This is a genomic window from Leptospira yasudae, assembly GCF_003545925.1.
Lineage (GTDB): Bacteria > Spirochaetota > Leptospiria > Leptospirales > Leptospiraceae > Leptospira > Leptospira yasudae.
This window is the reverse complement of sequence record NZ_QHCU01000004.1, coordinates 179,188-192,197: the sequence shown is the minus strand read 5'-3', so window position 1 is coordinate 192,197 and position 13,010 is coordinate 179,188. Positions and strand designations below refer to the sequence as shown.

Sequence of the window (13,010 nt, the reverse complement as noted above, 5' to 3'; positions counted from 1 at the left end):
CGTTAAGTTCCATTCTAAACTTTGGAAAGAATCGTCGCAAAATTATTCACGCCCAAACCGCCGATGGAAAGCGCCAAGCCGTTTTGAAAACGATCCTCGCGATACATCCAAGTCTGCAGTTCCGCGATTTGAGCCAAGCCGGAAACTCCCACCGGATGTCCTCTCGTTTTCAAACCTCCCGATGCGTTGATCGGAAGTTGTCCGTCCGGATGAGTTTTTCCCTCTTTCACATAACGTAACGCCTTTCCTTTCGGAAACAATCCCGCGTCTTCGGCTCCGATCAACTCGAACGGAGTAAACGCGTCGTGCAACTCGGCGATCTGAATCTGTTCCGGTTTCAGACCCGATTCTTTGTAAGCTCCCGCAAACGCGGAAACGCTGGAAGGAAAACTTAAACTCCCCGGCGCGGAGGAAAGATTTCCGATCCCGTGTCCGATACCGGAAATTTTCAGAGGCCGGGAAGAATTCTTTTTTTCGGAACTGAGCAAGATCGCGCAGCTTCCGTCGGAAAGAGGAGAAATATCGTAAAGACACAGAGGGCTCGTGAACATGGGAGATTTAAAATATTCTTCTTCCGTAATATTCTTTCGGATATGGGCCTTCTCGTTTTTGAGTCCGTTGTCGTGCAGCTTTTTGGAAAGAGCGTATAGATCCTTTCGATCGTATCCGTATTCGTGCAGATAACGGGTCGCGATCATTCCTCCGCCCTGTGCCATCGACATCGCGAATCCTTTTTGACGTTCCGATAAAACGCTCCCGAGCAGAAGATTGTTTTCTTCCCGTTCGAGACGACTCATCACCTCGGTTGCGATCACGATCCCTCTTTGAAACGCTCCCGATCGTAAAAGATACGTCGCCGTATGCAGAGCGCTCGCGCCGGAAGAGGATGCGGTCTCGGTTCTGATCGTAAAACAATTTTTTAAACCGAGGCTTTCCTTGATTCTTGCGGGAAGAAAGATTTCTCCCGTATAACGTTCGGGAGCCATCGCCGCAAAAATAAGAAATTGAGGTTCAAACTCAAAATTTCTTTCCAAAAGTTTCGCCGCCGTTTGCACCGAAAGAGAATGATAATCAAGTTCAGTTTTTCCGAAGCGACTCAATTCGGAATCGATAATGAATACGGATGAAGACATGGAAGTCTATGTTTTCAAAAATTGTGAGATTGAAAATCAAAAAAAATTAAATAACGCATGCAAGACGACTTTTCATCCTTGTTTACAAACTATCCTTGCAAAATTAAGAATGATTTTTATACTGAATGGATACAAGGGGAATACGATGAAAGGTAACAAAGAAGTACTTGAGATCCTCGGCGAAGTCCTTGCGGCTGAACTTACGGCAATCAATCAATATTTTATTCATGCGAAGATGAACAAGAACTGGGGTTTCAAAAAACTCGCCGATTTTATGAAACACGAATCCATCGACGAGATGAAACACGCGGACGAAATCATCGATCGCATTCTGTATCTCGACGGAGTTCCCGATCTTCAGAGATACATGAAGATCGCGGTGGGAAAGAACATCGAAGAAATCTTAAAAGTGGATCTCGAACTCGAGTATGCGGCGGTGGAACGATTCAACCGAGGTATCGCGATCGCTGTAAAAAACAACGATAACGGAACCAGAGAATTGTTCGAAAAAATTCTCGTCTCCGAAGAAGAGCATATCGATTGGATCGAATCCCAACAGGAAATCATCCGTCAGATCGGCGTTGAAAACTATCTAGCGCAACAAATCGAGTGACGAATTTTAAAAAACCCGCACCGAAAAAATCCCTTCGGCTCAAAGTAAGAAAGCCGGAGGGAAATCCCAAGGATCGCCCTCGACAAAATGCCTCTCCTTCCAAATCAGAATGGGATTTTTCAAAACCGGATTCTTTCGAATACCACGCTTCTTGTCCGGACGGATTGTCCGGACTTTTGCGAGAAGAAGTATTGGAAGCCGGTTTAAAGATCGTCGCCGAAAACCGAGGAGGAGTTTTCTTTCAAGGTTCGTCCAAAGCGTTGAAGGATTTTATTCTTTCCACCGGAATCGCATCCGGGATCAGCGTTTCCCTTAAATTCTGGAGAGTGGAAGATCCGGACGATCTCTACAATCAAGCGCTCGAGTTTCCTTTCGAAAGAATTTTCGGCTCGGAACATTCGATTCGAATCGATTCGACCACCAAGGACGCGTTAAAAGATTCACGTTATGCGACATACCGATTGAAGGACGCGATCTTCGACCGATTCCGTTCCAAAGGGAAAGAACCTCCGAAAATTTCACGCGAAGAACCGGACTTTCTGCTCTATCTTCGTTCTCATTCCGAACACGCAAAACTTTCCCTCGGTTTAAACACGAGACCGCTTCAACAAAGAGGACACGGAAGAATCGGAGGAGAAGCTCCCGTTCGGGAAATTCTCGCATCCGCGCTGGTTCGTTACTCCGGATGGGACGCCAAATCACCGTTATACGATCCGTTCTGCGGCTCGGGAACCGTGGTCATCGAGGCGGCTCTGAAACTTTTATACGGCGGATATACGAATTACAGAAGTTTGGATTCTTCGCTTCCGTTTCAAAAGTTGTTCGGCGAACCGAACCGCAAAGAGAATGAGAAGAATTCCTCCGTAGCGAAAATCTTCGCATCCGACTTGGATGAAAAGGCCTTGAATTTAGCGAAGCTGAACGCGAAGAACGCGGGAGTCGATCATCTCATTACTTTTTTTGAATCCGATGCGACTACCTCCGAAAACGAACATAAGATATCCGGCGGATATATCGTGACCAATCCTCCGTATGGAGTTCGTCTCGGAACCAAGGAAGAAGCCAAGGAAATTTATACGGCTTGGGGAAAACGGCTCAAGGACCATTTTGCGGGGAACGTTCTCGCGATCGTCTGCGGCGATACTTCTCTCTTGGGTTTTTTAAAACTCAAAAAAGACAAGGAACAATCCCTGACAATCGGCAAGCTCAAAGGAAAATTGGTTGCCTACACTCTAGGCAAATAATCGAATCAAAAAAGAATGAAACATCAGGAAATTCTCCTTAAACTTTTAGAAGTCACAGAGAACACCAAGGATTCGTTTCAATTTTTAAAACTCTTCCGTTCGATCGAACCCGAAAAGTTCGCCGTCATCTACGCGGATTCCGGAACCTTGATGGAATCCGCGGAAGCGCTTCTTTACAACCTCAAGTTGCTTCACAAACTGGATCTGTATCCGGTCGTCGTCTTGGACAAGGACGGAATCTCCTATACCAATCTCTTTTACAGAAATCATAACAAGGAAGAAACGTCTTCGATTCTTCCCGGAAAATTATTCCGACATTCTCAGGACTTGGCCGGATCGGTCGCGTCCGCTCTCGCGGAAAAAAAACTTCCGGTCTTTGTGGCGGAGGAAAAAGGCGCCGCTCTGTTTTCCTTCTTAACCAAACTTTGCTCCACTCTGAAAACGAAAAAGCTAGTCCATCTGTATACGAGAGGCGGAATCTACTCCGAAGGAAATAAGATCTCCATCTACGATGTCGATTCTTCCGTAGTCGCCGACCGGGAGGATTCCGCCCTTTTGAACTCCTGTTTGGAACTTTATAAAAACGTAAAGGACAAGGAATTCGGAATCGCCGTCACGTCCGCCTCATCGTTGTTAAAGGAATTATTCACGATCAAAGGAAGCGGGACGCTTCTCCGTAGAAAAAACAGAATCGATTTTATCGCGGACGTAAACTCGGTCTCGAAAGAGAAGATGAATCTTCTGATCGAAAAAGCGTTTCAGCGTTCCCTCAAAGAGGATTTCTGGAAACAGGAATTCGCGGGAATCGTTCTCGAATCCGAATACAAGGGCTGCGCGTTAGTCAAGAACACTCCGTTCGGAACCTTTCTTTCCAAGTTCGCCGTGGACGAAATCGCCAGAGGAGAAGGAGTCGGAAGGGATATCTGGGACGACATGATCGCTCGGTTTCCGATCTTATTCTGGAGAGCGAGAAAGGAAAACACGATCTCCAAATGGTATATGAAGGTTTGCGACGGAATGCAGAAGGAAGGAATCTGGATCTACTTTTGGATCGGAGTCAAAGAGGAACACATTCCAGGAGTCTGCTCCTTTTTAAAAAACCTTCCTCAGGACCTCGAATCGCCGAAGAGCGAGCCTTTGTAGGAGCTCCCACAAGGCCGATTTGTTCTTGCCGAAAGTTTTTTTCTATGATAAGGATTTTATCGTGAAATTTGCCCGCCACCTCTCCCCTCCACCCAAGTCCGGGTGGGGCCGATTTTTACGGTACAACGTCGTAATTCCGACAAACGGCGCCGAAGGCCGATCCTCTGAATTTCTCCCAAAAATACATTCAAAAAGGTGAATCTACTTGCAGTCTCTCGTTTTTTTATACGACGGCGATTGTTCTTTCTGTGCGGACCTCGCAACAAAACTGCAATCGATCAACCTCGACCCTAAGATTCGTTTCCGTTCGTTTCGCGATTTTTCGGAAAAGGAGTTACGGGAAATCCATCCTTCATTGAACATTTCGGTGGCGGAAGGGAACGTGCAGATGATCGCGGACGGAAGAAGATACCCCGGATTTTTTGCGGTCCGCAAACTCAGCCATTCCCTCAAAGGATATCGGTGGATCGCACCGCTTTTGTATCTTCCGTTGATTCCGATTTTCGGAATGATCGGTATGAATCTATTAAAGTCCCTGAAAAGCCGTTAATCCTTCGTAAAACACGAGCCTTGCGTCGAGCGCAAGTCTGTTTCCTTCCAGCACGCGGTTCCGTTTTTCCTCGGTGTCGGCGACGTCTTCGATCAAACGAAAGAGTTTTTCCGCGTGGGATTCGTCCGCATCCAGGTTCACCTGAAAGAATTTTCCCTCGGGCAAGGACATTCTGGATTTCAGATCCCGATACGACTCAAACATTCTTGAATATTCCAATTTCAGCAAGTATTCGTTCGCGGGTCCGAGCGCCCCGAGTGCGGAATAGAAGTCGGAAGTCGTGATCTTCTGCATCAAATCCAAATACGCTTTCGTTTCGGGAAGTCTGTGCCGGTCTTCCACCGCCTCTCCCATATCGGAAAGAAATTTTTTCAGGATACGAACATGGGAATCTTCCGCCTTCCCTTCTCCCAATTCTTCCCAGATATTCTGAACGAGGACGATCTTCGCTTCCACGGATTCCGAGATCGCCGCCGTGTTTAAAAACCAGTTTACGAAATCGACGCTTACGAAGTATTCCTGACGAAGCCAAAGAAGAAGATCTTCTTTTTCCATTCTTCTTTCTTTTTGTTCCAGCCAACGGTTGGAAGTCAATACGGGATGATTGCGAACCGAATCTTCCAATGCGCTGCGAAAGGAGATCGTTGTTTGTTTCAGGCTTGCGGTCTGCATAAATTCAAGTCTATGTCCGTGAGAGAATCCGACGGATCTTTTTTTGAGAATATAAAAATCGATCGGTCTCGAATTCGTTGCGAGCGATGTTTAAAATCTCTTGAAACAAGGTTTTTTCGTCCCCCAGGCTCTGACGATAACAAATCGGAAAGGTGGAATAAAACGGGGACAAACCCGGGGTTAAATTGATTTCCAGAAAGAAAGGATTCCCTAAGGAATCCAATTTCCAGTCGAGCCTTGCCGCGCCGGAAGTTCCCAAAGATTTGCAAAGATGAAGACTTTGTTCCTGAAGGAACGTTTCCAAACGGGACGGGCAATCGAACGCAAGCGTCTCCGGCATCACGTCTTTGGATTTCGTTTTTTCCCCGTAGACGTTCTCGACTTTGAGCGCGTCCTGCAAGATCAATCTCCCGGCTTTGGTTACGCGGTAACCGAGAGTTCCCGAACCCATTACGGAAATCGTATATTCAGTTCCTGTTAAATAGGTTTCCACCAGATAGGGGAAGAATTCTTCCGGGCACTCGGATAAAAACGCGCGCAGTTCGCGCAGGTCGGGAACGATGTTTTGTTCACCGATTCCGAGACTGGAACCTTCTCCTGCGGGTTTCACGAAAGCGGGAAAGGAAAAATTCTTTGGAAGTTCGAAACGTTCCTCCGAAAGCGAGCGCTCGTTTTTCAAGAAAGAATTCCGATTTGCAACGGAAGCGCTTTTCGAATCCTCTCCGATCGGATTCCTAGAACGAACCAAAAATCCGGGAGCCACGGGCAATCCGATCGAATCCGCAAAGATCCGAGTCAGATTCTTATCCAAAGAAACGTTCTGTGCGTAGCCGTCCGAGCCGGTATGAGGAAATCCGAACAACTCCGCTGCGGCCGGAATCAAGGATTCGCGATTGCGGGACCGAAATCCTTCCATCAAATGAAACAAAACGGGACGTTCCTTGCGATCCAAACGCACATAAACCTGCAGAGTTTCCAAAAGCTCCTCGGGGGTCGTTAGGAGTTCCACTCTCTCACCCATGTCGCTTAACAATTTCGAGATCGAATCGACGGAAGCTTCGGATTCCCACTCTTGTTTATAGCGGTTCGGAATCTCTCCTTCGAACTCATGAAGATCCGCGTACAACAACACGGTGGGCGCCTGAAAATTTCGGCTTTGATCCGATAGATCCGCCCCGGACGTTTCGTGGAGTCCCGACCGACTTTCATTCGAAAGGTTCACTCCTTTTCCGTTGCCTTCTTTCATAAAAACTTTTTCTCTTGGGCGCTCAACGCGTTCGGAGCGATCCGCTCCCAGGTTTCCGCGGAAAGAGAAGGATAGAATTCCTCCCGATCGCTATCCGGAGGTTCCGGGCTGAGATGATAGGTTCCGCGTAACGCGGAGCGGAATACGTGCATTCGTTCCGGCTTATAATAGCCGAGATACCAATCGGGGGTCAAAGTGATCTTTCCCCCGCCTCCGGGAAGATCGTTGACGAACTGTGGAATTCCCATTCCTCCGATCTTTCCCCGCAGATAAGAAATGATTTCGATTCCTTTGGCGAGTGGCGTTCGAAATCCTCTCGAACCCGGAATCAATTCCGGGTCGTACATATAATACGCCCGAATCCGCAACTCCAACAGTTTTTTATGAAGTTCTAACATAGCTTCTCCGGAATCGTTGATTCCTTTTAGGAGAACACACTGATTGCCCACGCTGACTCCGGCTTTCAGAAGTTTCAACACGGCTTCCTTCGCTTCTTTTGTGCATTCGTTCGCGTGGTTGAACTGAGTGTTGCAGAAGATCGAAAGTCGATCGGTATTGTGCGATTCGATGATGGAACAAAGTTCGGACGTGATCCGAAACGGAAGTGTGACCGGGTTTCTGGTTCCGAGCCTGCAGATCCTTACGTGATCGATCCTTTCCAGACGTTCCAAAATCCAATCGATCTTGGAATCGGAAAGATTGAGAGGGTCCCCTCCCGATAATACGACATCGCGTATTTCCTTACGCGATTCTATGTATTCGAACGCGGCTTCCAGATCGCCGGTCAGCATTCTTTCCTTGGAATCGGAAACCTTGCGTCCGCGCATACAATGTCTGCAATACACGGAACATTCGTGATTGGTAAACAAAAGAACGCGGTCCGGATACATGTGCGTCAGCCCTTTTACGGGAGAAAGTCGTTCTTCGTGCAGCGGATCGGGAGATTCTTCCGGTGAAAAAACGGATTCGGCCTCGCGCGGAACGATCATCTTTCGGATCGGATCTTCCGGATCGTCGGGGTTCGTAAGAGAAACGTAATAGGGTGTCGCGGAAACGTTGAGACGGATCGTATCGGCGATTCCGATTTTTTCGCTTTCCGTTAATGCGAAATAACGTTCCAGCTCGAATCCCCGCACCCGATTCTGCAGCTGCGCCTTGTAATCGTTCCATACGAAAGAAGAAAACAACGCGGCGCGGTTCGCGGAACATTCTTCTCCCGAAAGCGAAACAAAGGAATGCGGCTGCGAAGTCTTCATAAGAGGGTTCTTCCTATTTTCTCCGCGTAGGAGGAAAATCAAGCAAAGGGAAAAAGAAAATGCCAAAAGGACCCGTTTTCAGAAACTGTCCGTGATGACTGCATTTTCCGGCGATTCTCTCCAGGCCCTTGCCTTCGACGTGGACGGAACCCTGTTCTCCTCCGAAGAAATCATTCTCGAAGTCTATCGCGACTCGATCCGCAATTTTTCCGAAACCACGGGAATTCCGATCGAGCTTCCGTCCCGGGACAGAATCATGATGGAAATCGGAAAACCGGTCAAGACGATCTTTCAAAATCTTCTCCCCCAACTCAACGAAGAACAAAGAGACGGTATTTCCGACAGCGTCCTGAAATTCTTATGCCAACGCATCCGAAACGGAGAGGGAGAATTCTACCCCGGCGTCAAAGAAACGATCGAATCCCTGTCCAAAAAAGGATTCCGCATTCTGGCCGCCTCGAACGGTAGAAGACCGTATGTCGAAACCATTTTGGAAGTTGCGGGTGTTCTTTCCTTTTTCGATCCGATTCTCGTCCTGGACAACGATCGGATCAAAACCAAGGGAGGAATTCTCAAAGAATACGTGAAACTCTACGGCCTCGAACCGGACAAAATTCTCATGATCGGAGACAGGCTTTCGGACCACGAAGCGGCCCGTCAAAACGGATGTCCCTTCGCGTTCTGCGCCTACGGTCACGCTCCCGCCGGGGAAATCCCCGACTTTGAAGTGGAACTCAAAAACCTTACGGATCTGACCGCAATCCTGTAGTTTTTGCCTGCATAGAATTCCCGTTTTTTCCGAAAATGAAAACGTGCCGGATTCCGAAAAAAGAAAAAATCTCATCTTCATATTGACCGGAATTATTTTTACGTTAGTGCTTTTGGATAAAAGCACTGGGTCCGGCTTTTCCATTTCCGGCGCGGGATTTCAGGGATTTCGAAACATCGGTAAGTTCGGACCGGAATCCTCCTCTTCTCCGAAAGGAAATCTCAATCACAAAGAAATCATGGATCAAGCCGAGGACGAAATCTTAGGCGAACTTCTCCAAAACGGGGACGTGCAGACTTCTTCCGAAAACGCGAACTCCATCGAAGAGGATTTGAACGAGGACAATCTCGTTCCGGTTTTGGAACCTCCGATCACGAACGTTTCTTCCGAAAAAGAAGCCGAACGAGGTTCCGCGCACGCAACTCCGATCCCTGCCGAAAAGGGAGAATTGTCTTTGTATTTTCTGAAGTTCTACGGCAAGGGAAATAAAAGTCATTCTCGCCTGGTGAAGGTTCTGCGTCTTTCCAAAGGAGGAGATCGGGTCAAACTCATCCTGAATTCCCTAATCGCGGGACCGGTTTCTGCGGAAAAAGAAAAAGGAATATTGAATTCGATCCCGCAGGCGCTGCGTTATGACACCGATTACGAAATCGAAAACGGGGTTTTGAAACTTTCTCTGAGCGGGGATTTGGAACGAGGCGCCGGACCTGAAATTCTAAAGGATCGAATCGATCAGCTAACCTACAGTTTGATGGAGAATCTTCCGATCCGAGGCGTGCAACTCCGAATCAACGGTAAATTCGTGCGTTCGCTCGGCGGAGAAGGAATGCCGTTGCCTTCCCTTCTGACCAAAAACCCGAGAAAGATCGTCGTTTTTTAATCGTCAAACAACGAGTACAGGCAAAGTCGCTTGAACCGGACGATAAATCCTGATTGTTTAAAGAATACCGTTTTTAAAATGAGGAAGCCGGGTTCCGTTTCGGAGTTTGCAATACCGCATGAGATTCATTTTGGGAAACAATCAAAAAATAAAACTCTTAGCTCGGAGAGTTTTTTTCAATCCGTTCCCGGACGATTATCTGAGAATCTATCAACCCGACATCCGAAGAGCGACCGTCATCTACTTTTTCTTCTGCATCGGAATCAGTTTTCTTTCCGCCTTGGTCCCGGACGGCGCCTCCCCGTTCGGAGAAGAGAATCGAGTTCTCGTATACTCCCGTTTGACGGTCGTATTGTTGTCCGCTTTTTTTGCTTTTCTACTTATAAAATGGAAATCCTCATTTCGCAGAACCATCGAACGATTCAGTATTTTTTCCTCCGGCACAATCGTGTTCTCGATTCTTCCGTACGTGTTTTTGGATTCGGAAAGAATGGGACTTTACTTTCATTTTTATACGACCCTCGTCGTGAGCGGAAACATTCTGCTTTGGTTTACGGGAACGACCGTGATCTTTTTCAACGCGCTCTTTTACTTCTCCCTGGTTTTATGCACGACGTTAACCGGAAACGCGACCGCTTTGCAGCACGACTTTGCAAACGTTCTGATTTATCTTTTTACGGGAGTGTTCGGAAACCTTCTCATCAATTTCTGGAGGGTGATGGATCACCGTGCCAAGAAAAAACTGCAGAAGGCGGTGAACAAACTTCGGGAAAAGAACATTCAAATCGAAAAGATTTCCAAAGTGGACGAGCTGACTCGGCTTTACAACCGGAGATATCTGATCGAACAGTTCGAACTGTTTCTCAAGCGCGCACAACGTTATCGATTCTCCCTTGCGATGATCATCCTGGATATGGATTATCTGAAGGAGATCAACGATTCATACGGACATCTCGCGGGGGATTCCGCCTTGAAGACGATTTCCGAGGTGATGAAACAAAGGGTGCGGGCGACGGACATCTGTTCGCGGATCGGCGGGGACGAGTTTTGTATTCTTCTCGACGCGATCAAAAAAGACGATCTTTCCCAGCTTTGCGAAAAGTTACGAAAGGAAGTTTCCGAAAAGGAATTGTCGTATCGAACCAAAAGCGGAGCGCCCGTAAAGATTTCCGTTTCGATCGGGGCTTGCATCTTCGGCCCCGAGGAAGAATTCAGTTTCGACGATATCTATCACTCCATCGATTCGGCCTTATACGAATCGAAAAAGAAAGGACGCAACCGGGTTTCGTTTATCGAACCGATCCGCTACTTTCCGAAAGAAACTCCCGGAACGACTACGGCTGCTTCTTAGGAGCGGGAAGCTCGTAGTGAAAGGTGATTTCGCAATACGCACCGTCGTCGATGTAACGCGTGCTCGTCGCTTCCATAAAAAACTGTCTGTTCTTTTGTTCGGGTTCCAACTCTTCGAGTTTTCGGGCCGCGATGGACTTGGCCGCGGTGCAGGAAGTATTCTTCATTTTGAACGTGTCGTTTTCTTCGACCGAACTGGAAGAAGCTCCCCCGATCGCGACGAGTTTGTATTTATGAGGTCCTAAGGTTTCCACGGTCACGCCTGTATCGACGTGAATCCTTTCGTGGATTTGTTTCGTGCAGGCCGCGAGTGCGATCAGAAACACAAGCGTAAAGTTTACGATTTTTATCATCCTATCCTCTAAAACTTTCTTTTTGGATCAAAGCGTCTGCGCGAGTTCGTTCTTATAACGGTCGTAGTTGTAAAGAAGGTCTCTGCGTTTCGGAGCAAAGCCGCCCTCTTTCAAAAATTTCACCGCTTCTTTTTCGGTTTTGAGTCCGTAAGAACGAAGCACGTTTTCTTCGATGACCACGGAAGATATATCGTCCGCGCCGCTCGTGAGCGCCAGCTGACCGACGCCTTTTCCGAGAACCATCACCGAAGTTTCGATATGAGGAATGTTATCGAGAAAGATTCTGCAAATCCCGAGGACCTTCAGATATTCCTGTGTGGAAACCGCGCGCACCTTGAATCGTTTCGTCTGAGGTTGAAAGGTCCAAGGGATAAAGGATAAGAATCCTCCGGTCCGGTCTTGGAGGTTTCGCACAACGCTTAGGTGTTCGATCACTTCTTCCTGAGTTTCTTCCGAACCGAACACGATGTTCGCACTTCCGGGAAGTCCCACTTCGTGACAGGTTTCCATCGCGCGAACCCATTCTTCCGTGGTCGCCTTTTTCGGAGAGATGATGTTTCTCATTCGGTCCGTGAGAATTTCGGCGCCCGCTCCGGGAACGGAATCGAGTCCCGCTTGTTTTAGGATTTGTAGAACTTCTTTGAGAGGAAGACCGGTGATCGTTTCGAGATTGATGATCTCCACAGGAGAAAACGCGCGGATATGCATGTCCGGATATTTCTTCTTCACGGAAGAAATCACATTGAGATAATAATCGAACGGAAGATCCGGATACACGCCGCCTTGCAAAAACATTTGGTCCGCGCCTTCGCCGACCGCGTAGTCCATCTTCTCTAAAATTTCTTCGGCGGAAAGAACGTAACCCTTTCCGTTTCCGATCTCATCCATAAAAGAACAAAAGCTGCATTCCACGTTGCAGTAGTTCGTGTAGTTAACGACGCGGAACATCGTATAACTCGCGTAGTCGTGCGGAAGAATTCTTTCCCGAAGGCTACGGGCGGCCGCCATGATCTTGAGATGATCCCCTTCCCGATACAGAGTCAGAGCTTCCTCCGGAGAAATTCGAACTCCGTCCAAGGCTTTTTCGAGAATCCGATCGCTGGGTTGAGATGAGAAGATAGAGGCCACTGTTACTCCTTATGAGTTGCGAACTTCGCAAAGAACACCTTCAAGCTTGGAGGGTGTTCTTAATTTTGCACCCTCTTTTTTTAATAAAAAAAGCAAGTTTGTCAAATTTCTTATCTCAAGGAGACGCTATCTTAATAATCTACTATTTTAATTTGAAAGAAAATTCGGTATCGTTTTCTTTTACGCATTCAAAAACTTATGCCCAGGAAGCCCCTCGAATAAATATAAATCTTTCAAATAAAAGATACAGATTTGCGAAATAGCAATAAGGGACCTCCTTTTATAGATGAAATAGCCACATTGAATTTCAGGTTCTATTTCACCGAAAATCACGGTCCCTAATTAATTCCCAATGGAATCTTATTAGAGGTCATTTAATTCAGTTAAATCTTAAAAATTAAAATCGAGATCATCACTGTTCCAATTAATAGCCTAAGGGTAATTCTGAAATTGGAATATTATTATATCCTATTAACTAAAGACAAATACATAACTAGACATACGAATAAATGCTCGCATTTATTTCGATGCAAACTTCAGAAACAAAGCTCCACAATTTTCAATCACTAAAGTTCATGTTAATATTCGAATATTTCGTTTTTCTGTATCGATCGATACAATAAGGAACTAAATCTTCCACCGCAATTAGCAAAAAAAATATTTAAAAGTTTGA

At 46.9% G+C, this 13,010-nt stretch carries 13 protein-coding genes; 7 read left to right on the top strand and 6 right to left on the bottom strand.

The window, feature by feature from the left end:
* Nucleotides 1–14: 14 nt before the first annotated feature.
* Complete coding sequence (locus DLM76_RS12495; protein WP_118965399.1) at nt 15–1,133, bottom strand: thiolase family protein; 1,119 nt, start codon at nt 1,131–1,133, stop codon at nt 15–17.
* A gap of 145 nt (nt 1,134–1,278) precedes the next feature.
* Here DLM76_RS12495 and bfr point away from each other — a divergent pair, with 145 nt between their 5' ends.
* The 4 genes from bfr (at nt 1,279) to DLM76_RS12475 (ending at nt 4,683) form a co-directional block, all read left to right on the top strand.
* Nucleotides 1,279–1,746: a bacterioferritin gene (bfr, locus tag DLM76_RS12490; RefSeq protein ID WP_118956086.1), complete on the top strand. Its 468-nt coding sequence runs from the start codon at nt 1,279–1,281 to the stop codon at nt 1,744–1,746.
* On the top strand, nt 1,743–2,990 hold the full coding sequence (locus tag DLM76_RS12485; protein ID WP_118965398.1) for a THUMP domain-containing class I SAM-dependent RNA methyltransferase: 1,248 nt from the start codon (nt 1,743–1,745) through the stop codon (nt 2,988–2,990). The genes bfr and DLM76_RS12485 overlap by 4 nt, the downstream gene beginning before the upstream one ends.
* Nucleotides 2,991–3,005: 15 nt before the next feature.
* Nucleotides 3,006–4,133: an acetylglutamate kinase gene (locus tag DLM76_RS12480; RefSeq protein ID WP_118955970.1), complete on the top strand. Its 1,128-nt coding sequence runs from the start codon at nt 3,006–3,008 to the stop codon at nt 4,131–4,133.
* 205 nt (nt 4,134–4,338) lie between these two features.
* Nucleotides 4,339–4,683, top strand: coding sequence for a DCC1-like thiol-disulfide oxidoreductase family protein (locus DLM76_RS12475; protein WP_118965397.1), 345 nt, complete (start codon nt 4,339–4,341; stop codon nt 4,681–4,683).
* Here DLM76_RS12475 and DLM76_RS12470 read toward each other — a convergent pair.
* From DLM76_RS12470 to DLM76_RS12460, 3 genes are read right to left on the bottom strand one after another with little or no spacing between them, the layout of a single operon-like run.
* Nucleotides 4,660–5,355 (bottom strand): iron-containing redox enzyme family protein, encoded by a 696-nt coding sequence (locus tag DLM76_RS12470; protein ID WP_118965396.1) that lies wholly within the window; start codon nt 5,353–5,355, stop codon nt 4,660–4,662. The two genes, DLM76_RS12475 and DLM76_RS12470, sit on opposite strands and share 24 nt — an antisense overlap.
* Before the next feature lie 10 nt (nt 5,356–5,365).
* Complete coding sequence (locus DLM76_RS12465; RefSeq protein WP_118965395.1) at nt 5,366–6,601, bottom strand: D-alanine--D-alanine ligase family protein; 1,236 nt, start codon at nt 6,599–6,601, stop codon at nt 5,366–5,368.
* On the bottom strand, nt 6,598–7,857 hold the full coding sequence (locus DLM76_RS12460) for a KamA family radical SAM protein (protein WP_118965394.1): 1,260 nt from the start codon (nt 7,855–7,857) through the stop codon (nt 6,598–6,600). The genes DLM76_RS12465 and DLM76_RS12460 overlap by 4 nt, the downstream gene beginning before the upstream one ends.
* A gap of 94 nt (nt 7,858–7,951) precedes the next feature.
* Between DLM76_RS12460 and DLM76_RS12455 the strand changes: the two genes are divergently transcribed.
* From DLM76_RS12455 to DLM76_RS12445, 3 genes are all read left to right on the top strand, one after another.
* Nucleotides 7,952–8,626, top strand: a complete 675-nt coding sequence (locus DLM76_RS12455) for an HAD family hydrolase (RefSeq protein WP_118955975.1) — start codon at nt 7,952–7,954, stop codon at nt 8,624–8,626.
* 43 nt (nt 8,627–8,669) lie between these two features.
* The gene (locus DLM76_RS12450; protein ID WP_118965393.1) at nt 8,670–9,506 is read left to right on the top strand and encodes a GerMN domain-containing protein; all 837 of its coding nucleotides are present in this window, start codon (nt 8,670–8,672) and stop codon (nt 9,504–9,506) included.
* A gap of 118 nt (nt 9,507–9,624) precedes the next feature.
* Nucleotides 9,625–10,857 carry a GGDEF domain-containing protein gene (locus DLM76_RS12445; RefSeq protein ID WP_118965392.1) on the top strand — a complete coding sequence of 411 codons (1,233 nt, stop codon included), beginning with the start codon at nt 9,625–9,627 and terminating at the stop codon, nt 10,855–10,857.
* Here the strand turns inward: DLM76_RS12445 and DLM76_RS12440 are convergent.
* Nucleotides 10,841–11,209 carry an LIC11299 family lipoprotein gene (locus DLM76_RS12440; RefSeq protein ID WP_118955978.1) on the bottom strand — a complete coding sequence of 123 codons (369 nt, stop codon included), beginning with the start codon at nt 11,207–11,209 and terminating at the stop codon, nt 10,841–10,843. The two genes, DLM76_RS12445 and DLM76_RS12440, sit on opposite strands and share 17 nt — an antisense overlap.
* Before the next feature lie 27 nt (nt 11,210–11,236).
* Complete coding sequence (gene mqnC, locus DLM76_RS12435) at nt 11,237–12,337, bottom strand: cyclic dehypoxanthinyl futalosine synthase (RefSeq protein WP_118965391.1); 1,101 nt, start codon at nt 12,335–12,337, stop codon at nt 11,237–11,239.
* Nucleotides 12,338–13,010: the final 673 nt, after the last annotated feature.

What these genes read in the sequence shown, in the direction of transcription:
- DLM76_RS12440 (WP_118955978.1), bottom strand. Translation starts at nt 11,209, where the DNA reads ATGATAAAAATCGTAAACTTTACGCTTGTGTTTCTGATCGCACTCGCG.
- DLM76_RS12455 (WP_118955975.1), top strand. Translation starts at nt 7,952, where the DNA reads ATGACTGCATTTTCCGGCGATTCTCTCCAGGCCCTTGCCTTCGACGTG.
- DLM76_RS12495 (WP_118965399.1), bottom strand. Translation starts at nt 1,133, where the DNA reads ATGTCTTCATCCGTATTCATTATCGATTCCGAATTGAGTCGCTTCGGA.
- DLM76_RS12480 (WP_118955970.1), top strand. Translation starts at nt 3,006, where the DNA reads ATGAAACATCAGGAAATTCTCCTTAAACTTTTAGAAGTCACAGAGAAC.
- DLM76_RS12465 (WP_118965395.1), bottom strand. Translation starts at nt 6,601, where the DNA reads ATGAAAGAAGGCAACGGAAAAGGAGTGAACCTTTCGAATGAAAGTCGG.
- bfr (WP_118956086.1), top strand. Translation starts at nt 1,279, where the DNA reads ATGAAAGGTAACAAAGAAGTACTTGAGATCCTCGGCGAAGTCCTTGCG.
- DLM76_RS12445 (WP_118965392.1), top strand. Translation starts at nt 9,625, where the DNA reads ATGAGATTCATTTTGGGAAACAATCAAAAAATAAAACTCTTAGCTCGG.
- DLM76_RS12460 (WP_118965394.1), bottom strand. Translation starts at nt 7,857, where the DNA reads ATGAAGACTTCGCAGCCGCATTCCTTTGTTTCGCTTTCGGGAGAAGAA.
- DLM76_RS12470 (WP_118965396.1), bottom strand. Translation starts at nt 5,355, where the DNA reads ATGCAGACCGCAAGCCTGAAACAAACAACGATCTCCTTTCGCAGCGCA.